This is a genomic window from Frigoribacterium sp. 2-23, assembly GCF_049601585.1.
Taxonomy (GTDB): domain Bacteria; phylum Actinomycetota; class Actinomycetes; order Actinomycetales; family Microbacteriaceae; genus Frigoribacterium.
On the sequence record NZ_CP187126.1, the window covers coordinates 2320026 to 2340546 of the forward strand.

17 protein-coding genes and 1 tRNA gene are annotated in these 20521 nt (G+C 69.5%); 5 read left to right on the forward strand and 13 right to left on the reverse strand.

Going from position 1 to position 20521, the window contains the following annotated elements; all coding sequences use genetic code 11:
• The first annotated feature begins 219 nt into the window (after positions 1-219).
• Positions 220-1086, forward strand: a complete 867-nt coding sequence (locus ACPEEZ_RS10890; protein WP_423918681.1) for a ScbA/BarX family gamma-butyrolactone biosynthesis protein — start codon at positions 220-222, stop codon at positions 1084-1086.
• Here the strand turns inward: ACPEEZ_RS10890 and ACPEEZ_RS10895 are convergent.
• Positions 1070-1702, reverse strand: coding sequence for a ScbR family autoregulator-binding transcription factor (locus ACPEEZ_RS10895; protein ID WP_423918684.1), 633 nt, complete (start codon positions 1700-1702; stop codon positions 1070-1072). The genes ACPEEZ_RS10890 and ACPEEZ_RS10895 overlap by 17 nt on opposite strands.
• A 162-nt stretch (positions 1703-1864) precedes the next feature.
• On the opposite strand from ACPEEZ_RS10895, the gene ACPEEZ_RS10900 reads away from it, so the two are divergent.
• Positions 1865-2782, forward strand: a complete 918-nt coding sequence (locus ACPEEZ_RS10900; RefSeq protein ID WP_423918687.1) for an NAD-dependent epimerase/dehydratase family protein — start codon at positions 1865-1867, stop codon at positions 2780-2782.
• 91 nt (positions 2783-2873) lie between these two features.
• Here the strand turns inward: ACPEEZ_RS10900 and ACPEEZ_RS10905 are convergent.
• Positions 2874-2961, reverse strand: a tRNA-Ser gene (locus ACPEEZ_RS10905).
• 157 nt (positions 2962-3118) lie between these two features.
• On the opposite strand from ACPEEZ_RS10905, the gene ACPEEZ_RS10910 reads away from it, so the two are divergent.
• Both ACPEEZ_RS10910 and ACPEEZ_RS10915 read left to right on the forward strand, forming a co-directional pair.
• Complete coding sequence (locus tag ACPEEZ_RS10910; RefSeq protein ID WP_423918690.1) at positions 3119-3658, forward strand: YbaK/EbsC family protein; 540 nt, start codon at positions 3119-3121, stop codon at positions 3656-3658.
• Positions 3659-3746: 88 nt separating this feature from the next.
• Positions 3747-4148, forward strand: coding sequence for an RNA-binding S4 domain-containing protein (locus ACPEEZ_RS10915; RefSeq protein ID WP_423918693.1), 402 nt, complete (start codon positions 3747-3749; stop codon positions 4146-4148).
• A gap of 33 nt (positions 4149-4181) precedes the next feature.
• Here ACPEEZ_RS10915 and ACPEEZ_RS10920 read toward each other — a convergent pair whose 3' ends face one another.
• From ACPEEZ_RS10920 to ACPEEZ_RS10930, 3 genes are all read right to left on the reverse strand, one after another.
• The gene (locus ACPEEZ_RS10920) at positions 4182-6170 is read right to left on the reverse strand and encodes a helicase HerA-like domain-containing protein (RefSeq protein WP_423918695.1); all 1989 of its coding nucleotides are present in this window, start codon (positions 6168-6170) and stop codon (positions 4182-4184) included.
• Positions 6171-7126: 956 nt separating this feature from the next.
• Positions 7127-7831, reverse strand: a complete 705-nt coding sequence (locus ACPEEZ_RS10925) for a phosphatase PAP2 family protein (protein WP_423918698.1) — start codon at positions 7829-7831, stop codon at positions 7127-7129.
• A 79-nt stretch (positions 7832-7910) separates the two neighbouring features.
• Entirely contained in the window at positions 7911-9143 is a 1233-nt protein-coding gene (locus ACPEEZ_RS10930) for a multidrug effflux MFS transporter (protein WP_423918700.1), read from the reverse strand.
• Positions 9144-9330: 187 nt separating this feature from the next.
• On the opposite strand from ACPEEZ_RS10930, the gene ACPEEZ_RS10935 reads away from it, so the two are divergent.
• Positions 9331-9897, forward strand: coding sequence for a TetR/AcrR family transcriptional regulator (locus ACPEEZ_RS10935; RefSeq protein ID WP_423918703.1), 567 nt, complete (start codon positions 9331-9333; stop codon positions 9895-9897).
• A gap of 4 nt (positions 9898-9901) precedes the next feature.
• On the opposite strand, the gene ACPEEZ_RS10940 is transcribed toward ACPEEZ_RS10935, so the two are convergent.
• From ACPEEZ_RS10940 to ACPEEZ_RS10975, 8 genes are all read right to left on the reverse strand, one after another.
• Positions 9902-10492 carry an MOSC domain-containing protein gene (locus tag ACPEEZ_RS10940; protein WP_423918706.1) on the reverse strand — a complete coding sequence of 197 codons (591 nt, stop codon included), beginning with the start codon at positions 10490-10492 and terminating at the stop codon, positions 9902-9904.
• A 132-nt stretch (positions 10493-10624) separates the two neighbouring features.
• Positions 10625-11722 (reverse strand): substrate-binding domain-containing protein, encoded by a 1098-nt coding sequence (locus tag ACPEEZ_RS10945; protein WP_423918709.1) that lies wholly within the window; start codon positions 11720-11722, stop codon positions 10625-10627.
• Between the two features lie 126 nt (positions 11723-11848).
• Positions 11849-13219, reverse strand: coding sequence for a multiple monosaccharide ABC transporter permease (gene mmsB / locus ACPEEZ_RS10950; RefSeq protein ID WP_423924249.1), 1371 nt, complete (start codon positions 13217-13219; stop codon positions 11849-11851).
• Between the two features lie 5 nt (positions 13220-13224).
• Positions 13225-14748: a multiple monosaccharide ABC transporter ATP-binding protein gene (gene mmsA, locus ACPEEZ_RS10955; RefSeq protein WP_423918712.1), complete on the reverse strand. Its 1524-nt coding sequence runs from the start codon at positions 14746-14748 to the stop codon at positions 13225-13227.
• A gap of 322 nt (positions 14749-15070) precedes the next feature.
• Complete coding sequence (locus ACPEEZ_RS10960) at positions 15071-16093, reverse strand: LacI family DNA-binding transcriptional regulator (RefSeq protein ID WP_423918713.1); 1023 nt, start codon at positions 16091-16093, stop codon at positions 15071-15073.
• A gap of 288 nt (positions 16094-16381) precedes the next feature.
• Entirely contained in the window at positions 16382-17764 is a 1383-nt protein-coding gene (locus tag ACPEEZ_RS10965) for an MFS transporter (protein WP_423918715.1), read from the reverse strand.
• 139 nt (positions 17765-17903) lie between these two features.
• Positions 17904-19055: a cystathionine gamma-synthase gene (locus ACPEEZ_RS10970; RefSeq protein WP_423918718.1), complete on the reverse strand. Its 1152-nt coding sequence runs from the start codon at positions 19053-19055 to the stop codon at positions 17904-17906.
• Positions 19056-19103: 48 nt separating this feature from the next.
• Positions 19104-20492, reverse strand: coding sequence for a cystathionine beta-synthase (locus ACPEEZ_RS10975; RefSeq protein WP_423918721.1), 1389 nt, complete (start codon positions 20490-20492; stop codon positions 19104-19106).
• Positions 20493-20521: the final 29 nt, after the last annotated feature.

Here is a 20521-nt window from a genome sequence, read left to right on the forward strand (position 1 = left end):
GGAGCTACACCCCCTACGTAGGGGGTGTAGCTCCGGATAGGGGGTGTCGCGCGACCCGCGCGGGGCGTGGCGCACCGGAAGATACCGGTGCGTACGCTTTACCGCAGAAGAGCAGCGATGGAAAGAGACCCGTTTTGGGTAATACAAAACCTACGCAAAGGTTTCTAAATTCGGGAACATGAACCCCGAATCGACATCACTCGGCATCACTCCCGCCCCATGATCGAGATCGACCAGCTCGCGCCCGGCCGATTCGTCCATCGGCGACAGCTTCGGGAGGTGCTGCTGACGCCCGCCGTCCAGACCTCTGCCTGCACCTTCGTCATGGGCGCCCAGTGGCCGCGTGAGCACGCGTTCTACACGACGGACTTCACTCGCCCCGACTCGGCTCTCGTCGCGGAGACGATCCGTCAGTCCACCATCCTGCTGGCCCACACCATGTACGACGTGCCCCTCACGGCGGCCTTCCTCATGCCGGCCATGTCGGGCTCGACCTACCCCGCCGAGACACCGTGGAGCGAGGATCAGCTGGTCGTCTCGTCGACGGTGACGCGGATCGCCCGGGGCCGGGATGCCGTCACCGCCCTGCGCAACGAGGTCGTGATCGAGGGAGCCGGGCATGTTCTCGCCCGAGGCCACGGTGACGCGCGGATCGTCGAACAGGCGACCTACGAACGGCTCCGAGCCGGCCGCACGAAGCGCCCCAGCGCACCGGGGCGACGGCGCGTCTCGGCACGGTCATCCATCCTGAGCTGGCGAGCGAACCGGGAGGCGACCGTGACCGTCGACGAATTCGACCCCGTGTTCTTCGACCACCCGCTCGATCACGTGCCGGGCATGCTGTTGCTGGAGGCCGTCCGTCAGGGCATCCGCGAGCAGTTCCCCGGATGGGACGTCGATCTGTCGTCGTTCGACCTGTCGTTCCGTCGGATAGCCGAGTTCGACCTCCCCCTCGTGCTCGACGTCTCGGCCGGCCCGGAGGGCGCCGACATGGAGTTCGCCGTCCGGGTCCGCCAGGGACAGGTCGTCTGCGTCGACGGCTCCGCCCGTGCCGTCCGCCGCGACGGCGTCACCGCCGGATCGTGAGCGTCAGGTCGAGAGCGGCTTCCAGGCCGTCGTCCGGGACGAGTCCGGGGAGCATGATCTGCCACATCTCACGGAGGCGCGAGAACAGATCGCCTCGCTGCGTCATGACGTCGGAGACCATCTGGACACCCGTGTACGCCGGGATGATGAAGTGAGCGACGACCGCGGGATCGACGCTCGCGCGGACCGCCCCTTCGCCCTTCGCCACCGTCAGGAGGTTCTCGAACGTCGCCATCCAGTCGGCATACGGCGTCTCCGTGCCGAGGTGACGCGACGAGGAGTCGGTGGTCAACCGGATGCCCGCGCTCACGAGCGGCTCGTCGATCAGCTGCACCGCGAGACCACGGCACATCAGCATCATCGCCTCGAGGGCCGACCTGCTCGCGGTCATCGCCGCCTCGGCGTAGTTCCGCGAGATCTGATGCTGTTCGGCGATGACGGCGGAGGCCACCTCTTCTTTCGAGGAGAAATGGAAGTACAGCGCGCCCTTGGTGACGCCGGCCAGTTCGGCGACCGAGTCGAGGGTCGTTCCGGCGTAGCCCCGCTCGTCGAAGACGAGGGCGGCACTCTTCAGGATCGATGCACGAGTGGCCAGAGCCCGGTTCTGTCTGGCCATGAGAGTGCTCTTTCCTCCAGGGTTCGTCTCGGGCATCGGAGCTCCGTGCGTGACGAAGCAGGTCAACGCTACTGGGTGCGTCACCCAGAGCGTCGGCCCGAGCGTCGGCCGACACGCGGGCGACGTGACGACGACACGCTATTCGGATAGGACGGCCGTCCGATGACCCGAGGTGATGCCGTCACGTGTCCATCCGCGACGGTCGCCGTGCTGGGGTCGACGGGGTTCGTCGGAGGACACGTCGTGCAAGCGCTCCGTCGGTCGGGTCAAACCGTCCGCGAGCTGGGCCGGAGCGGACCGGGTCGACACGTCGTCCCCGTCGACGTGTCGAGCGTGGCAGACATGACCGCGGCCCTTCTCGGGTGCGACGCAGCCATCTGGTGCGTGAGCTACCTGGGCCCCGACGAGGCGGTCCAGAGGGCGGTGAACACGCGGGCCACGGCCGACTTCGCCCGGGCGGCCTCGGCCGCGGGTGTCAGGCGGGTCATCGCGATCGGGACGGCGTCGGTCTTCGGTTCGGGGCCTCATCGGGGGCGATCGCCGGAGTCGCTGACACCGGACCCCCAGTCGCCTCGCTCGCGTTCTCGCTGGGAGGGCGAAGTCCACGTCGTCGCGGCGGGCGGCATCGTGCTTCGACCGGCCCTCACCTACGGTCGAGGCGACCGGTGGTTTCTCCCTGCCTTGGCACGCCTGAGCGCGGACTCGTTCTCGGCCGAAGAGTTGCAGGCACGGATCTCGGTCGTCTCCGCCCCCGTCCTGGGTCTGCTCGCGACGCGTCTGGCGACGACTCCTCGACAACCGGCGCGCTCCTCCTACGTACTCGCCGAGCGCCATCCGATCCGTCTCGCCGACGCTTTCGGCGCCATCGAGTCTCTGCGGGCCCGGAGCCCCCGGGACGACGGACCCATCCCGGAACTGACGCGTCACCAGAGACGACTGCTCGCGACCGACAACTGGTACGACGTCGACGCCCTCTGGGAGGAGGTCGGCGACGTTCCACCGCGACCGGGCCTCCACCTCTCGGGCCCGGAGCGGGACTGGTACGCATCCGTCATGACGTCCAGCGCCCGAGGAGCGTAGACGTCGCGCGGTCACGCCGAGCGGACCGGTGGCCTGGATCGTGTGGCGCTGATCGGTGCGGCGCTGATCGGTGCGGCGGTGAATGAATTGCTGGCGGAGGATAGGGGATTCGAACCCCTGAGGGCTTGCACCCAACACGCTTTCCAAGCGTGCGCCATAGGCCACTAGGCGAATCCTCCAGGCGGGCGGCACGGAGAACCGGCGCACGACCTCGTCAATAGTAGCGGACGGCGGCCGTCCCCGCGGACGCCTGCGGTGGCTCGGGCCTCGCGAAGGGCGATGCGGGAACAGACGAAGGGCTTCCGCCGCGGTGGCGGGGCTCGGTAGCGTGAGCGCGTGACCGACGCTGCCGACCCGACCCGCGCCTCCTTCGCTCTCGACCCCGCGACGCTGCCCCGACGGGCGCGCGTCGTCGTCGATGCGCTGAGGGCAGCCGGCGCGGATGGCGAGGTGCGGCAGTTCGACGAGTCGACGCACACGGCGGCACAGGCGGCGGCGGCCCTTGGCTGCGAGGTGGGCGCGATCGCGTCGAGCCTCGTCTTCCGGCTGGGCGACGCCCCGCTGCTCGTGCTGACGAGCGGCGCTCATCGGGTCGACACCGCGCTCGTCGCCGCGACACTGGAGCGCGGGCAGATCACCCGGGCCGACGCCGACTTCGTCACACGCGTGACCGGGCAGATCATCGGCGGCGTCGCGCCGGTCGGGCACCCCGAGCCCATCCTCACGCTCGTCGACACCGCCCTCGCCGCGCACGAGGTCGTCTGGGCGAGCGCGGGGTCGTCGAACTCGGTGTTCGCGACCACATTCGAGGAACTCGTTCGGCTGACCGGCGGCGCACCGACCCGTGTCGCCGACGACGAGCTGTCGCCCCGTTGACCCGGATGGCCCGCTGACGCCGCCGTCCCCGCGGCTCGTCGGGCCGGGCGGCTCGTCGGCCCGGGTGGCCGGGTCGTAGGCTCGACGGATGGACTCCCCCGCCTCGGCCCGCGTCGACTCGTGGCTCTGGGCCGTGCGCGTCTACAAGACCCGCTCGGCGGCGACGGCCGGCTGCCGCGCCGGGCACGTGCGCGTCAACGGCGAGCGGGTCAAGGCGGCGCAGAGCATCCGCCCCGGCGACGAGGTCCGCGTCCGCATCGCGGGGTTCGACCGCATCCTCGTCGTGAAACTCTGCATCACGAAGCGGGTCGGGGCGAGCGTCGCCGCGGAGGCCGTGACCGATCTGACTCCCCCGCCTCCGCCGCGTGAGGAGGTCGCGCTGCTGCCGATGCGCGACCGCGGTGCGGGACGACCGACGAAACGCGATCGCCGCGAGATCGAACGTCTGCGCGGTCGGGACGACCCCTCCGGGCTCGCCGACGACGACTGAGCAACCCCCGAGGAGGCGCGGCGCGGTCTCCGATCAGCGCCGCCGCAGCGTGCCGAAGATGCCCTTGACCACCTCACGCACGATCGCCTTGCCCGCCGAGCTGCCCAGCACGTCGCCGATGACGGAGCCGGCACCGGACGACGCCGTCGAGCGCGAGCGAGACGATGTGGAGGTGCGCGAGTTACGAGTCCTGGCGGCCTCGCGTTCGGCGCGCTCGAACTCCTTCTGCTGACGCTCGTACTCCTTCTGCGCGGCGACGCGTTCGCGTTCCGCCGCCGTCGCGGCCACGCGATCCGCCTTCTCCTTGGCCGCCGCCTCCTTTAGGGATGCGTCGATCGTGGCCTGCCGGGCCGCGGCGTCGGTCTTCTCGCGCTCGGTGAGCGCGGCGGCCTCGAGCTTGCGGGCCAGGATCTCGCGTGCGGAGTCGCGGTCGATCGGCGTGCCGTAGGTCGCGAGCAGCGGGGAGGACGCGACCCGCGCCTCCATGTGCTCGGCGGGGCTCGGCGACATCGAGCCCTGCGGTGCGCGGAGGCGCGTCCAGGCCACGGGGCTCGGCGCCCCCTTCTCGTTCATCACGGTCACGATCGCCTCGCCGGTCGCGAGGGTCGTCAACACCTCGGCCAGGTCGTAGTCGCTCGACGGATACGTCGACACCGTCGCCCGGAGCGCCTTCGCATCGTCGGGCGTGAACGCCCGTAGCTGGTGCTGGATGCGCGAGCCGAGTTGGGCGAGAACCTCGGACGGGACGTCCTTCGGGGTCTGCGTGACGAAGACGATGCCGACACCCTTCGACCGGATCAACCGGACGGTCTGCGTGATCTGCTGGATGAAGTCCTTCGACGCATCGGCGAAGAGCAGGTGCGCCTCGTCGAAGAAGAAGACGAGCTTGGGCTTCTCGAGGTCGCCCACCTCGGGCAGGTCGTTGTAGAGGTCGGCGAGCAGCCACATCAAGAAGGTCGAGAACAGCGCTGGCTTGTCGTGCACACCGGGCAGTTCGAGCAGGCTCACGATGCCGCGGCCGTCGGCGGCCGTGCGGAGGAACTCGGCGGTGTCGATCTCGGGCTCTCCGAAGAACGCGTCGGCACCCTGGTCGGCGAAGGTGATGAGCTCGCGCAGGATCACGCCGACGGTCTGCTTGCTGAGCCCGCCCAGGTCGGCCAGCTCGGACTTGCCGTTGTCGCTCGTGAGATACATCAGCACGCTGCGCAGGTCGGACAGGTCGAGCAGGGGCAGCCCCGCCTTCTCGGCATAGTGGAAGACGAGACCGAGACTCGACTCCTGCGTGTCGTTGAGACCGAGCACCTTGCTCAACAGCAGCGACCCGAAGCCGCTGACGGTCGCGCGCACCGGGATGCCCGTCCCGATGCCGCCGAGTGCGAAGTACTCGGCGGGCGCGGCGGCGGGAGTCCAGTCCTGCCCGATGCCGCGGGTCCGGGCCAGGAGCTTGTCGCTCGACTCCCCCGGTTCGGCGAGCCCCGAGAGGTCGCCCTTGACGTCGGCGGCGAAGACGGGCACGCCGGCCGCGCTGAGCTGCTCGGCGAGCACCTGCAGCGTCTTCGTCTTACCCGTGCCGGTGGCACCGGCGACGAGTCCGTGCCGGTTCAGCATCGACACCGGGATGCGCACGGGCACGTCGGCGAGCGCCTCCCCGTTGACGAGCGCCCCGATCTCGAGCGCGGGCCCGTCGAACGCGTACCCGGCCCGGACGCGGGCGACCGCGTCGGCGCCCAGTGGCCCCGCTCGTCCTGCCTGTCCTGCTTCCGGAGGCGCGGTGCCCGGCGCCGGGGACGGATCGGTTGGCTGCTCCCCGGCTGTTGCAGCCTGCGTGTCGGCGGCGGCGGCTTGCGCGTCCGCGGCGGCTTGCGTGTCCGCGGCCCGTTGCGCGTCGTCTGCCTGTCGTCGAGCCTCGGCTTCGGCCTGTTCGGCGCGGGCGAGCGCCGCCTCGGCATCCTGCTTCGCCTTCTCCGCGGCGGCGACCGCGGCGGCCGCCTCCGCCCGTGCCCGGTCGACCTCGTCTGTCATGGGCACAGCCTAGGCACGGCCGGCTCGATCGTGCCCGTCGGGATGCCCGGTCGCTCGGCACATGCCGCGACGACGGTCGTCGGCGCTCGTGCTTGTCCTGTTACCGCCGCTGCGCGCGCCGGCGCGGCGCGGCCCCGGTCAGTCATGATCCCGGCCCTGCGCGGCCCCGAATCCGCGCGGCCCTGAATCCGAGCAGCCCCGAATCCGAGCAGCCCCGAATCCGCGCGGCCCTGAATCTGAGCAGCCTTGACTCTGCGCAGCCCTGACTCTGCGCGGCCCTGACTCTGCGCAGCCCTGAACCCGCGCGGCCCTGAACCCGCACAGCCGCGAATCCGAACAGCCCGTCCGGAGACACTCTTTCCCGAATTCGCTCATGCGGTTCAAACCGCAGGACGGATGCCACAGCAGCAGCAGCAGCAGCAGCAGCGGCAGCGGCAGCGGCAGCGGCAGCGGCAGCGGCAGCATCGTCGACTCCGGTCGGGCTCCTCGAGCACCGGGTAACCCGCGTTGGCTCATGCGCCACGAGTACTCGAGATCACAAGGGTCTCATTCGTCCGTCGTCGAGCGGGTGCTGTCGTTCGTTCAGGCGATCTGGGGAGTGAAGCCAGCTGAGGTCGCTGGGTGTCCACATGCGGCGCACGTCAGAACCCCGTGGAATGCTTCCCCGCAGGAGTGCAGATACGTCATGGGCGGGTCGTCGGGGGTACAGGGTGACACGGCGCGCACGCGAGGCTGATTCCTGCTCCTACGGTTTGAACCGCATTAGCCGAAGAGCAAAGGCATGCCCCTGCCCGCGGGCCGGCACCCGACGCGACGTCCGGCACCGGCCCGCGGCACTCGGCACCGGCCCGCGGCACCCGGCACCGGCCCGCGGCACTCGGCACCGGCCCGCGGCACCGGGTCCGCGGCACCGGCGCAGCCGCCGACGCCCGACGCCCGACGCCAAACCCTGACGCCTACCCCCGCGTCCACACCCAGCCTCGGCCCCGCACCCGCTCCTGTTCGTCGAGGAGCCGGTACGCGAACGGCGCCCAGAGCACGACGGCGACTCCCGCTCCGATGAGCAGTCCGCCGATCGTGTCGGTCAGCCAATGCGCTCCGAGATATGTCCGGCTGAGCAGCATCAACACCGTGTAGGCGACGCCCGCGGCCCAGACCCAGACACGACGCAGGATGACCCCGAGCACGACCGCCAGGGTCGCCGCGTTCGCCGTGTGTCCCGACGGGAACGACCCGTAATCACTCACGACGAGGATCTCCGTCGGCCGCGCCCGACCGAACAGATGCTTGATGGCCTGCACGAGACCGGCACTCGCGACACACGCGACGATCCAGTACAGAGCTGCCCACCGCCTCCGGCGCAGCAGCAGGATCACCGCGACGCCGATCGGCACCACGAAGACGCCGATCAACCCCGCACCGATCGTGTTGAAGACGAGCGCCGGCACCTCCCAGAACGGGCTGCGGTGTTCGACGAGCTCGCCCATGAACTCCTCGTCGATGCCGATGCGCCCTGCCCGCGCCGTGATCACCACACCGAGCAGCAGCACCACGCCGATCGCGCCGAGCGCGCTGAACACCCACCAGCGACGCTGCACACGTCGCGCGATGCGCGCCTCCTGCGGAGAGGCGGGGCGGGGCTCGAGCGGTCGGGTTCTCATTGTCAGACCGTACCGGTGACGAACCGAGGAGGCACGGGGTGCTTCATCGAGGCGCGTCTCCGTCCCCTCGGCACCGCCCTCAGTGCCCGAGTGCGGGCACGGTGCGCGGCCGCACCAGGAACCAGAGCGAGAGGATGCCGACGAACGTCGTGCACGCCATGACGCTGCCCATCGGGACGGCCGAGTCGATCCCCAGGAAGCCGACGACCGGCGAGATCAGCCCCGCGAGACCGAAGTTGAGCGCTCCCAGCAGCGACGCCGCCGTGCCCGCCTCCTTGCCGTGGTTCGCCAGTCCGAGGACCTGCACCTGGGGGAACGAGAACCCGCACGCCGCGATGAAGAACCAGAGCGGGATGAGGATGCCCAGCAGCCCGACGTGCAGCGAGTCCAGCAGCACGATCGTCAACGCCGACAGGAACAGCACCGACGTCGACCCGGCGAGGATCCACTGCGGGCCGATCCGCCGCGCCAGCCGGGCGCTGATCTGCACACCGGCGACGATGCCGAGCGAGTTGACGGCGAACAGGTAGCCGTACTGCTGGGCGTTGAGCCCGTAGACCTGCTGGAAGAGGAACGATGACGCCGACAGGTACGAGAACAGCCCCGAGAAGACCATCGCGCCGATCAACGCCACCCCGACGAAGATGCGATCGCTGAACAACACCTTGTAGCGCTGCCGCAGTGTCGAGTGCCCGGCCTCGTGCCTCCGGGCCGTGGGCAGCGTCTCGACGATCAGGAAGACGGCGGCGATGATCACGAACGCGCCGTACGCGGTCAAGAAGACGAACACGCCGCGCCAGCTCGTGAACGCGAGCAGCTGCGAGCCGATGACGGGCGCGAGGATCGGCGCCATGCCGTTCACGAGCGCCAGCCGGGACAGCATCTTGACGAGCGGCAACCCGCCGAACAGGTCGCGCACCATCGCCATCGCGACGACGCCGCCGGCGGCGGCCCCCATGCCCTGCAAGACGCGGAACACCCCGAGCCAGACGATGTCGGGCGCGGCCGCTGCGCCGATGCTCGCGGCGATGTGCAGCGCCGTCGCCACGATCAGCGGCAGGCGGCGTCCGACCTTGTCGCTCCACGGGCCGACGAGCAGCTGACCGACGCCGAAGCCGATCGTGGTCGCGGTCAACGTCAGCTGGATCAGCCCGGTCGAGACACCCAGATCCTGTTCGAGGGCGGGGAACGCCGGCAGGTACAGGTCGATCGTGAACGGGCCGAGCGCGGTGAGCGCGCCGAGCACGACGACGTAGACGAGGCGCTGACGACGGGACAGCGAATCGCCGGGGTGGACGACAGTGGTGGTCACCGGTGGCGGTTCCTTCTGGATCGAATCGATACGACCGTCGGCCCCGACGAACGGGGTGGAGGCGCAAGGGGATGACAGCAGCGTAGTCGCCCGAGGCCCGCCGCCGACAGCCCGCCGGGTCGTTGCTCGACGACAGTCGTCGGCGGTCTAGGCTCAGGTCAGTTTCCGCACCACGGGAGGGTGAGACATGGTCGACGCGAGGATCGTCCAGACGACGAAGGCACTGCACACGGCCATCGTCGAACTGGCGTCGGAGAAGGCGGTCTCGACCATCACCGTCGCCGACGTCACCCGCCGCGCGGGCATCAACCGCGCCACGTTCTACAGCCACGCGACATCGCCCGGCAGCCTGCTCACCGACGTCCTCACCCCCGAGCTCGATGCGATCCGCACCGATGACCTCGCGCTCCGCGAGACCGGCGCCGTCAGCGGCGCCGAGGCCACGCGGCGCGGCCTCGAACGCGTCGTCGACCACGTCGTCCGCTACCGCGACCTGTACCGGCTCGCCCTGCCCGACCAGCTCGACGCGTCGACCCACCGCGCCCTCGCGCAGCACTTCGAGAAGTCGTCGGTCGTTCATCTCGAGTCCCTGCCCGAGGGGTCCCGCCCCGAGGGCCTGTCCGTGCACATCGCCGCGGGGTTCTTCGCGCACGCCCTCGTCGGCGCGATCGCGGCCTGGCTCGGCGGCAAGCGCACGAGCCGGAAGGCCTTGCTCGACACCATCCTCGCGATGACGCCGACCTGGTGGGAATAGCCCGCTAGGCCGCAGCAGCCGACCGGTCCGGCAGGAGCTCGAGCACGGCCGCACCGAGTCGCAGCAGGCCGTCGGTCAGGGGCGTGCACCGCATCCCGCCGCGACCGCGCAACGCCCGGAACGCGCCCGGGGCGAGCACCTCGTCCATCCACGCGCACGGGTTCGCCGGCCGGTTCGCCCGGAAGCGCACCGGGCCGTCGCCGCTGTCGAGCATGAACTCGCGACCGCGCAGCGCGTCGACGTCGTACCCCCGCAGCACGATGTTGCGTCGGGTCGCCGCCGGGTCGAGCCCCGAGACCCCGAGGAGGCGCGCCACGGCATCCAGGGACTCCCCCGCGAACACCGTGACCGATGCCCCGCGATGGGCCGGGCGGTTGAAGTAGCGGTCACCGACGATGCCGAGGCCGGCGCGCAGCTCGATGCTCTCGTGCAACTCGGGCCCCGCGGCCGCGACGGGATCGTCGGCCGGGCGGCCGACGTACCGCGACGCGGGCGACGCGAGCAGGAGCTCGATGGTGACGGGCGTCGCGGTGCCGACCCGTGCCTCCTCGGCTGTCGCCCCGTCGCGGGTCGCCCGCCCGCCTGTCTCGTCCACGCGCGCCACGCTAGCCCAGGCGCCGAACGGCTGCCCCATCAGCACAGGCGCCGAACGGCTGCCCCGTCATCGAACGCCGAACGGCCGCCCCCTCGAGAAGAGGGAGCGGCCGCACGGGTGAAGCGGGTGTGACTACTTGGTCAACGGGCCCAGGGTCGGGTCGTTGGCGTAGGCCTCGGCAGCGTTCGCCTTGGTGACGATCTGCGGGGGCAGCAGGTAGGCCGGGACGACCTTCTTGCCGTTGTCGTACGACTTGTCGTCGTTCGTCTCGGCCTTGTCGCCCTTCTGGAGCGAGGAGACCATGGCGACGGCCTGCTTGACCAGGTTGCGGGTGTCCTTGTTGATGGTCGAGTACTGCTCGCCCTCCATGATGGACTTGACGGACTCGACCTCGGAGTCCTGACCGGTGACGACCGGGATCGGCTTGCCGGCCTGCTTGACCGACGTGATGATCGCGCGGGCGAGCGTGTCGTTCGGGCTCAGCACACCGTCGAGCTCGGTCGAGCCGTAGGTGCTGGTGAGCAGCGAGTCCATGCGGCGCTGGGCGTTCTCGGCCTTCCAGCCGTCGGTCGCCGTCTGCTTGATGTCGGTCTGACCCGAGGCGACCTTGACGGTGCCGTCGTCGATCTTCGGCTGCAGGACGCTCATCGCGCCGTCGAAGAAGACCTTCGAGTTGGCGTCGTCCGACGAGCCGGAGAACAGCTCGATGTTGTACGGGCCCTCGGCCTTCTTGGCCTTCATGCCGTCGAGCAGGGCCTGACCCTGCAGCTCGCCGACCTTGAAGTTGTCGTACGCGACGTAGTAGTCGACGTCTTCCGTGTTCAGGATGAGGCGGTCGTAGGCGATGACGATCGCGCCGGCGTCGTGCGCCGCCTTGACCTGCGTGCCGAGCTGGCCACCGTCGGCCGCGCCGATGATGATGACCTTGGCGCCCTTGGTGACCATGGACTGGATCTCGTCCTGCTGGTTCGCTACGGTGCCGCTGGCCGCTGCGTACTGCACGTCGGGCTTGAAGCCGGCGTCGGTCAGGTCCTTGGTGAACAGGTCGCCCGCGAGCACCCAGTTCTCCGAGGTCTTGGCGGGCAGTGCGACGCCGATGGTCGAGCCCGAGTCGAAGCCCGATCCGGACGACGCATCCGAACCCGCGCCGTCGCGGGAGGACGAGCAGCCGGCCAGGACGAGCGTCGTGGCTGCGGCGACCGCCATGGTCGCCAGAGCGATTTTGCGCATGCTGTGTCTACTTTCTTGTGGTTGGGGTTGGTGCTGGGACGACCTGCCGGTAGCGGGTCGACCCGATGGAGGCGCGGCCGGCCGTCTCTGGACGGTCGCGCGGGTCAGGTGGTCGTGGCGGTGGGGTCAGTTGGGCGTGGTGGCCTTCGGACGCTGCTGGTCCGAGAGGTCGCCGTTCGGGGTGAGCGCCGGCTCGGTCGAGTCGGCGTCGGTGCCGACGCCGCCCTGGGCGCCGGGGTTCGAGGCGGCCGGGGTGAACTGCTCGGCGACGCCGTTCTTGTCGCGCTTCAGACCGCGGGTCAGGAACCCGGTGATCGACGGGCGACCCTGGCTCTTGTTGTAGACGTCCACGGCGACGGCGATCAGCAGCACGAGGCCCTTGATCATCTGCACCTTGTCGGAGCCGACACCGAGCAGCTGCAGACCGTTGTTCAGGACGGCGATGACGAAACCACCGACGATCGAGCCGGTCACGGTACCGATACCACCGGCGACGGCGGCGCCACCGATGAAGACCGAGGCGATGGCGTCGAGCTCCCAGTTGAGACCGTCCTGCGGGCCGGACGCACCGGCACGGGCCACGTAGATCATGCCGGCCAGCGACGCGAGCACCGACATGTTCATCATGACGAAGAAGTTGACGCGCTTCGCCTTCACACCGGACAGCTCGGCCGCGTGGCTGTTGCCACCGACGGCGTAGATGTGACGACCGAAGATCGTGTTCTGCGTGACGAAGCCGTACAGCAGCACGAGGACACCGAGGATGATGCCCGAGATCGGGAAGGACGTGCCGACCCGACCGCCACCGAACAGCGTGGCGGCGTAGCCGACGATCGCGATGAGCACGACGAGCTTCACGACGCTGACCCAGAGGGGCGCCTGCTCGGAGCCCATCTTCGCCTGCGTGCGACGCAGGCTGAACTCGCGCCAGACGATCGCGATCACGATGATGAGACCCAGCAGCAGGGTCGCGTTGTTGTAGCCCGTCGAGGGGCCGAACTCGGGCAGGTACCCCGAGCCGATCACCGTGAAGCCGTCGGGCACGGGCAGCGTGTCGGCGTTGCCGACGAACTGGTTCGCACCGCGGAAGAGCAGCATGCCGGCCAGCGTCACGATGAACGCGGGCACACCGACATAGGCGACCCAGAAGCCCTGCCAGGCCCCGATCGCGGCACCGACGACGAGGCCGAAGACGATCGCGACGGGCCAGGGGAAGTTCCAGCTGTTCATCGACGTCGCGACGAGGATGCCGCTGAACGCGGCGACCGAGCCGACCGACAGGTCGATGTGGCCGGCCACGATCACCATGACCATGCCGATGGCGAGGATCAGGATGTACGAGTACTGGCTGACGAGGGCGATCAGGTTGGTCGACGAGAGCGTCAGACCGCCGGTGAACACCTGGAAGAACAGGATGGCCACGACGAGCGTCGCGATCATGCCGAACTGGCGTGCGTTCGACGTGTTGCCGCCGAACACCTTCTTCAGATCTTTGATGCCACTCATGCGGCGTTCTCCTTCTTCTTCGTCGAAGTCATGCTTCGCATGAGGGTCTCGGCATCGGCGTCGGACGCGTCGATCTCGTTGGTGACGGCGCCCTCGAAGATCGTGTAGATGCGATCCGAGAGGCCGAGCAGCTCGGGCAGCTCGGACGAGATGACGATGACGCCCTTACCCTGAGCCGCGAGCTGGTTGATGATGTTGTAGATCTCGAACTTGGCGCCCACGTCGATGCCGCGGGTCGGCTCGTCGAGGATGAGCAGGTCGGGGTCGGTGAACATCCACCGCGCGAGGACGACCTTCTGCTGGTTGCCGCCGGAGAGCTTCGCGACGCCTTCGTCGACCGTGGGGGTCTTGACGCGGAGGCTCTTGCGGTACTCCTCGGCGATGCTGTGCTCTTCGTACGTGTTGACGACCGAGCCGCGGCTGATCTTCTTCAGCTTGGCCGCGACGGTCGAGCGCTTGATGTCGTCGAGCAGGTTGAGACCGAGCACCTTACGGTCCTCCGACACGTAGGCGAGACCGTTGTCGATCGCGTCCGTGACGTTCTTGATCTCGATCTTCTTGCCGTCCTTGACGATCTCGCCGGAGACGAACTGGCCGTACGAGCGGCCGAAGATGCTCATCGCGAGCTCGGTGCGACCGGCGCCCATGAGGCCCGCCAGGCCGACGATCTCGCCCTTGCGCACCGTGATGTTCGAGCCCTTGCAGACGAAGCGCTCGGCGGTCTGGGGGTGACGCACCCACCAGTCCTTGACCTCGAAGAAGACCTCGCCGATGTTCGGCGTGCGGTCGGGGAACCGGCTGGCCAGGTTGCGGCCGACCATCCCGCGGATGATGCGGTCCTCGTTGACGCCGTCGGCCTTGACGTCGAGCGTCTCGATCGTCTTTCCGTCACGGATGATCGTGATGGAGTCGGCGATCGCCTCGATCTCGTTCAGCTTGTGGCTGATCATGATCGACGAGATGCCGCGACCCTTGAGCCCACGGATCAGGTCGAGGAGGTGCTGCGAGTCGGCCTCGTTCAGGGCCGCGGTGGGCTCGTCGAGGATGAGCAGCTTGACACTCTTGTGCAGGGCCTTCGCGATCTCGACCAACTGCTGCTTGCCGACGCCGAGGGTCTTGATCGGGGTGTCGGGGTCCTCCGAGAGGCCGACGCGGGCGAGCAGGTCGATGGCCATGGACTTCGCGGCGCGCCAGTCGATCGCCCCGAAGCGGGTCGGCTCGTTGCCGAGGAAGATGTTCTCGGTGATCGACAGCTCGGGGATGAGCGCGAGCTCTTGGTGGATGATCACGATGCCGGCGTTCTCGCTGGACCGGATGTCGCGGAACTTCATCACGTCGCCCTGGTAGACGATGTCGCCGGCGTAGGTGCCGTGCGGGTAGACACCCGACAGCACCTTCATCAGCGTCGACTTGCCGGCGCCGTTCTCGCCGCAGATCGCGTGCACCTCACCGGCGCGGACCTGCATGGAGACGTTGTCGAGCGCCTTGACGCCCGGGAACTCCTTGGTGATGGAGCGCATCTCGAGAATGATCGGGGAATCAACGGCCACGGCCGGCACCCCCGGGGTTACGGCTGTTCGCGAGTTGTGCTCTGGGCACGCTGACCTCCACGGTTCGACTTCGTCGTCGTCCGTCAGCCGTCGGGCTGGCGGAACACTTCTGAATCTCGCGGTGAACAACCCTCAAATGTGACCGTTCACACCGCGACTGCAGTAAAGCTAATCCTGCGACAGGGCCGTGTCAAATGCCGATGCCAATCCGTTATCCGGGCCGTGTCGTCGGCAGTCGACCCGCGCCTCCTCGGCTCGCGCAAAGTGCCCCCGATGCCCATGGATTCGGGCGTCAGGCCATGAACCACGGGTGGGCCGTCGACCCACGGACGACCAGTTCTGGGGGTATCAGCGTCAGGTCGACGACCTCGTTGCCGTCGAGCTCGGCGAGCACGAGCTCGAGGGCTCGGCGGCCGATCAGCTCGAAGTCCTGTCGCACCGTCGTCAGCGGGGGCCAGACATGCGCCGCCGAGGGCGAGTCGTCGAAGCCGACCACGCTGACTTCGCGCGGCACGTCGACGTCCGCCTCGCGGAACGCGTGCAGCAGACCGAGCGCCATCATGTCGTTCGCCGCGAAGACCGCCGTGTAGTCGCGTCGGCGCAGCAGCTCGCGGCCCGCGATGTAGCCGAAGTCGGCGGTCAGGTCACCGAGGATGGGCGGCTCGATCGACAGATCGGCCTCGCCCATCTCGAACAGGAACCCCTGCATGCGCTCGTCGGCCTCGATCCAGTCCTGCGGTCCGGCGACGTGCACGATGTGCCGGTGGCCCAGGTCGATCAGGTGCCGGGTCGCCAGGCGGGCCCCCGCGAACTGGTCGACCGAGAGGCTGTGCGCCTTCGCTCGTTGCGTCGAGTCGAGCGCCACGATCGGCAGCCCGAGGTCGAGCTCGTCGATCACGTTGAAGAAGCGACGCTGCGGGGCGATGACGATGATGGCCTCGACGGACTGGCTGGTCAGCACGTCGAGACTGGCGCGGACGTCGTCGTCGTCGCGGGTCGTGCTGGCGATCGCGAGGCGGTAGCCGGCGGCCCGCGCCTCGAGCTCGATCGCGTTGACCATGGTCTGCGGCCCGAAGTGGACGTTCTGCAGCGTCAGCACGCCGATCACCTTCGACCGACTCGTCGACAGCGCCCTCGCGGCCTGGTTCGGCCGGTAGCCGATCTCCGTGATGACGTCGAGCACGCGCTGGCGGGTGGCCGGCCGGATGCTCGGGCTGTCGTTCAGCACCCGCGAGACCGTCTGGTACGAGACCCCGGCCAGGGCGGCGACGTCGCGGATATTGGGAGCGCGCACCTTCTCGACGTCAGGCTTCACTTCGCTCCGTTGCTCGTGTGGTCGTGCTGGGGGCTGGAATGTGTCCGGTCACATCGGAGCCTGGAGACCATTATGCAGATGTGGACGGGTGGTGACGACCACGCGTCGAACGGCTGCCAGTCGTTTCCTACGCGGACCCGTGCCTCCTGCCCGTCGTTGGCAGCAGCACGGGCCCCGGCTCCGGTCGCGAATGTGCGACCGTTCGGGCCGAGGTCGCCCGAAGAACCTCGTTTCTGCCAGTCACGAGCGCGAAAAGGTCGCACATTCGCGCCCGTTTCGAGCGGGGGCTCAGGAGGCGCGGCGCGGCACCGCTCGGCCGCTCGCCGCCAGCGCGAGCAGGGCGATCGCGCCCGCGACGGCGAAACAGGCCACGAACGCGGCCGGTTGCGTCATGCCGCCGAACGCGGCGAACGCGGCGCCGACGAGCGCGAGAGCCACGGCGGTGCCCGCCGAGTCGGCGATCGTCAGGGCCGAGCTGTTGAAGCCCTGTTCGGTCGTGCGGGACCAGCTCAGCACGAGCACCGAGAACCGCGGATACATGAAGCCGACGCCGAAGCCCGCCGCCGTCCAGCACGGGATGAGCACGGCGGGCGACAGATGCCACAGCGGTGTCGCGATCGCGGCCGCGAGACCGATCAGCACGAGGACGATACCGACGCGGATACCGACGCGATGCGGCACCCGATCGCCGAGTCGCCCCTGGAGCCAGCTCGCGAACGACCAGGCGAGGGCTCCGAGGGTCAGCGTGATGCCCGACGCGGTCGGCGCGAAGTCGTATTCGGACGCGAGCATATAGGGCACGTAGATCTCGGCACTCAAGAACGCGGCGCCCACCAGACCGCGTAACAGCACGAGTGTCGGCAGCCCGGCCGCGGCCCGTAGGGTTCCCGTCGGCAGCAGCGGCCGCAGGGCGACGGCGAGGACCACGAGCGCGACGACGATCACGACGACGGCGAGTGCGGCCGGCATCTCGCCGACCAGGTTGAGCAGCAGCACACCGGCGGCAGCACCAACCGCCCAGGCGATGCGCGAGAGGCTCCAGCGCGGGCGCGACGCCGGGTCGTCGAAGACGGGTGCCTCGAGACTGCGCAGGCTCGGCAGGATCATCGCGAACGCGGGCACGGCGAGGGCGACCGCTCCGAAGAACACCCAGTGCCAGCTCAGCGCCTGCGTGACGGCCCCGGCCACCAGCGGGCCGACGAGCGCGGGCACCACCCACGCGGCCGCGAACCCGGCGAAGATCGACGGATGCAGCTCGGGCGGGTAGAGCCGGGCCACCATCACGTACAGCGCGACGATGACCGCCCCCGAGCCGAAGCCCTGGCAGAGCCGGCCGAGCAGCAGGACGGTCATGTCGGGAGCCAGGCCGACGATCAGCAGACCGATCGCGAACACGACGACCGAGGTGACCACGACGACGCGGGGGCCGCTGCGATCGGCCCAGTTGCCGGCCACGACCATGCCGACGAGACCCGTGGCGAGGGGCGCGGCGAAGCTCATCGAGTACAACGCCTCGCCGTGCAGCTGGGCGCTGATGATCGGCATGACCGTCGTCACCGCGAGGCTCTCGAACGCGGCGATGCCGATCACGGCGCACATGCCGACGGTGACGAGCCAGTAGGCCCGGGAGAGGACCCCGCCCCCGCTCGTGGGGAGGGCGGCGTCGGTCATGGGATCAGCCTAGGGCCGGCCGCCGACAGCGCCCGTGTCGTGTGGTGTTCGCGGCGTCGTGTGCGGTACGAACAGCACAGGATGCCGCGAACCACACACGACGCTCAGGCGGCGGCAGCCGCGGCCGCAGCCGCAGCCGCTACGCGACCCGGTCGAGTGCCTGCTCGACGTCGGCCAGCAGGTCGGACACGTCCTCGATGCCGACGGACAGTCGCACGATCGTGTCGGGCACCTCGAGCTCCGTACCGCGCACCGACGCGTGGGTCATCTCGGACGGGTAGCCGATCAGAGATTCGACGCCGCCGAGCGACTCCGCGAGCTGGAACAGCTCGGTCGACTCCGCGAAGGTCCGCGCCGCCGCTCCCCCGCCCTTGAGCGACACCGACAGCATGCCGCCGAACGCCTTCATCTGACGGGCCGCGAGCTCGTGCCCCGGGTGCGACGACAGGCCGGGGTAGTACACGCGGTCGATCGCGTCGTGCGTGCTGAGCGCCTCGGCGATGGCGAGGGCGTTCGACGAGTGCCGGTCGACGCGCACGCCGAGGGTCTTCACGCCGCGGATGGTGAGCCAGGCCTCCATCGGCGCGGAGACGGCGCCGACGCCGAACTGGATGAAGCCGACCTTGGCGGCGAGCTCGTCGTCGCGCACGATCACCGCGCCGCCCACGACGTCGCTGTGCCCGCCGATGTACTTCGTCGTCGAGTGGACGACGGCGTCGGCCCCGAACGACAGCGGCTGCTGCAGGTACGGCGACGCGAACGTGTTGTCGACGACGACGACCGCCCCCGCGGCGTGCCCGATCTCGGCGAGCGCCGCGATGTCACTGATCTTCATCAGCGGGTTGCTCGGCGTCTCGACCCACAGCACGTCGGTCTCGCCGGGCCGGACGGCGGCCCGCACGGCGTCGAGGTCGCTCATCTCGACGGTGTCGAGCGTCACGCCCCACGGCACGTGCACCCGGCTCACCAGGCGGTGCGTGCCGCCGTAGACGTCGTTGCCCATGACGATGCGCGAGCCGGGCTTCAGCACGGAGCGCAGCAAGGCGTCTTCGGCCGAGAGACCCGAGGCGAAACTGAAGGCGGCCGTGCCTCCTTCGAGGTCGGCCAGCAGCGTCTGCAGCGAGTCGCGCGTCGGGTTCGCCGACCGGGCGTACTCGTACCCGCCGCGGAACCCGCCGATGCCGTCCTGCACGAACGTCGACGACTGGTAGATGGGTGGCACGACCGCGCCGGTCGTCGGGTCGAACTGCTGACCGGAGTGGATGGCGCGGGTTTCGAAGCCGTGGGTCATGGAAGGCCTTTCACGAGGAGATGGAGCCGAGTGCGATGGAGGCGCGGGTCACGCCGAGAGGAACGCCAGCAGATCGTGCCGGGTCAGCACCGCGACGGGCTTGCCATCGTCGCTCACGAGCAGCGCGTCGGCCGTCCCGAGGGCGCGACGAGTGTCGTCGACCGACTCGTTCGCGCCGATGAGAGGCAGTGAGGCGCCGACCACCGACGAGATCGGATCGCCCAGGGTGACGGCTCCGTCGGAGACGTGTCGCAGCAGCGTGGCCTCGTCGATGGACCCGACGACCTCACCCATCACGACGGGAGGCTCGGCCGACAGCACCGGCATCTGCGACACCCCGTACGTGGTCATGATCCCGATGACGTCGCGGACGGTGTCGGACGGGTGGGCGTGCACGAGATCCGGCACCGCGCCCGTCTTCGCGGCGACCAGATCGCGGACGGTCGTGGCACCGACAGCAGCACCCGCCCCGTCGTCATCGCCGAGGCCGAAGCCGTGCGAGCCCATCCAGGTGTCGTTGAAGATCTTGCCGAGGTAGCCGCGACCGCCGTCGGGCAACAGCACGACGACGACGTCGTCGGGGCCCAGGTCACGGGCAGCCTCCAGCGCGGCGGCGACGGCGAGGCCGCTCGAGCCGCCCACGAGCAGGCCCTCCTCGCGGGCCAGGCGGCGGGTGAGCGCGAAGGACGTGGCGTCGGAGGCGGCGATGATGCGGTCGACGACGCTCGGGTCGTAGGCGGTCGGCCAGAAGTCCTCGCCGACACCCTCGACGAGATAGGGACGGCCGGTGCCCCCGCTGTAGACGCTGCCCTCGGGGTCGGCGCCGATGATCTGCACCGCGCCTCCGGAGACCTCTTTGAGGTAGCGACCCGTGCCGGTGATGGTGCCGCCCGTGCCGACGCCGGCGACGAAGTGGGTGATGGCGCCCTCGGTGTCGCGCCAGATCTCGGGGCCGGTGGTCTCGTAGTGCGAGAGCGGGCCGTTCGGGTTGGCGTACTGGTTCGGCTTGAACGCGCCCGGGATCTCGCGGACGAGCCGGTCGGACACGCTGTAGTACGACTCGGGGCTGGACGGCTCGACGGCCGTCGGTGTCACGACGATCTCGGCACCGTAGGCCTTGAGCACGTTGCGCTTGTCTTCCCCCACCTTGTCGGGCAGCACGAAGACGCACTTGTAGCCGCGCTGCTGGGCGACGAGGGCGAGGCCGACGCCCGTGTTGCCGCTCGTGGGCTCGACGATGGTGCCACCCGGCTTCAACAGGCCGTCGCGCTCGGCGGCGTCGATGATGCGCGTCGCGATCCGGTCTTTGCTGGAGCCGCCGGGGTTGAGGTACTCGACCTTCACCAGCACGGTGGCGCTGATGCCCTCGGTGACCTTGTTGAGCTTGACCAGAGGGGTGTTGCCCACGAGGTCGATGACGGTCTCTGCGTACTTCACCCGGGGAGTCTACCGAGCGGGTTCGGGAC

What these genes read in the sequence shown, in the direction of transcription:
- ACPEEZ_RS10970 (WP_423918718.1), bottom strand. Translation starts at nt 19,055, where the DNA reads ATGACCCACGGCTTCGAAACCCGCGCCATCCACTCCGGTCAGCAGTTC.
- ACPEEZ_RS10925 (WP_423918698.1), bottom strand. Translation starts at nt 7,831, where the DNA reads ATGAGAACCCGACCGCTCGAGCCCCGCCCCGCCTCTCCGCAGGAGGCG.
- ACPEEZ_RS10965 (WP_423918715.1), bottom strand. Translation starts at nt 17,764, where the DNA reads ATGACCGACGCCGCCCTCCCCACGAGCGGGGGCGGGGTCCTCTCCCGG.
- ACPEEZ_RS10935 (WP_423918703.1), top strand. Translation starts at nt 9,331, where the DNA reads ATGGTCGACGCGAGGATCGTCCAGACGACGAAGGCACTGCACACGGCC.
- ACPEEZ_RS10900 (WP_423918687.1), top strand. Translation starts at nt 1,865, where the DNA reads ATGACCCGAGGTGATGCCGTCACGTGTCCATCCGCGACGGTCGCCGTG.
- ACPEEZ_RS10895 (WP_423918684.1), bottom strand. Translation starts at nt 1,702, where the DNA reads ATGGCCAGACAGAACCGGGCTCTGGCCACTCGTGCATCGATCCTGAAG.
- ACPEEZ_RS10920 (WP_423918695.1), bottom strand. Translation starts at nt 6,170, where the DNA reads ATGACAGACGAGGTCGACCGGGCACGGGCGGAGGCGGCCGCCGCGGTC.
- ACPEEZ_RS10945 (WP_423918709.1), bottom strand. Translation starts at nt 11,722, where the DNA reads ATGCGCAAAATCGCTCTGGCGACCATGGCGGTCGCCGCAGCCACGACG.
- mmsA (WP_423918712.1), bottom strand. Translation starts at nt 14,748, where the DNA reads ATGCGCTCCATCACCAAGGAGTTCCCGGGCGTCAAGGCGCTCGACAAC.
- ACPEEZ_RS10890 (WP_423918681.1), top strand. Translation starts at nt 220, where the DNA reads ATGATCGAGATCGACCAGCTCGCGCCCGGCCGATTCGTCCATCGGCGA.
- ACPEEZ_RS10915 (WP_423918693.1), top strand. Translation starts at nt 3,747, where the DNA reads ATGGACTCCCCCGCCTCGGCCCGCGTCGACTCGTGGCTCTGGGCCGTG.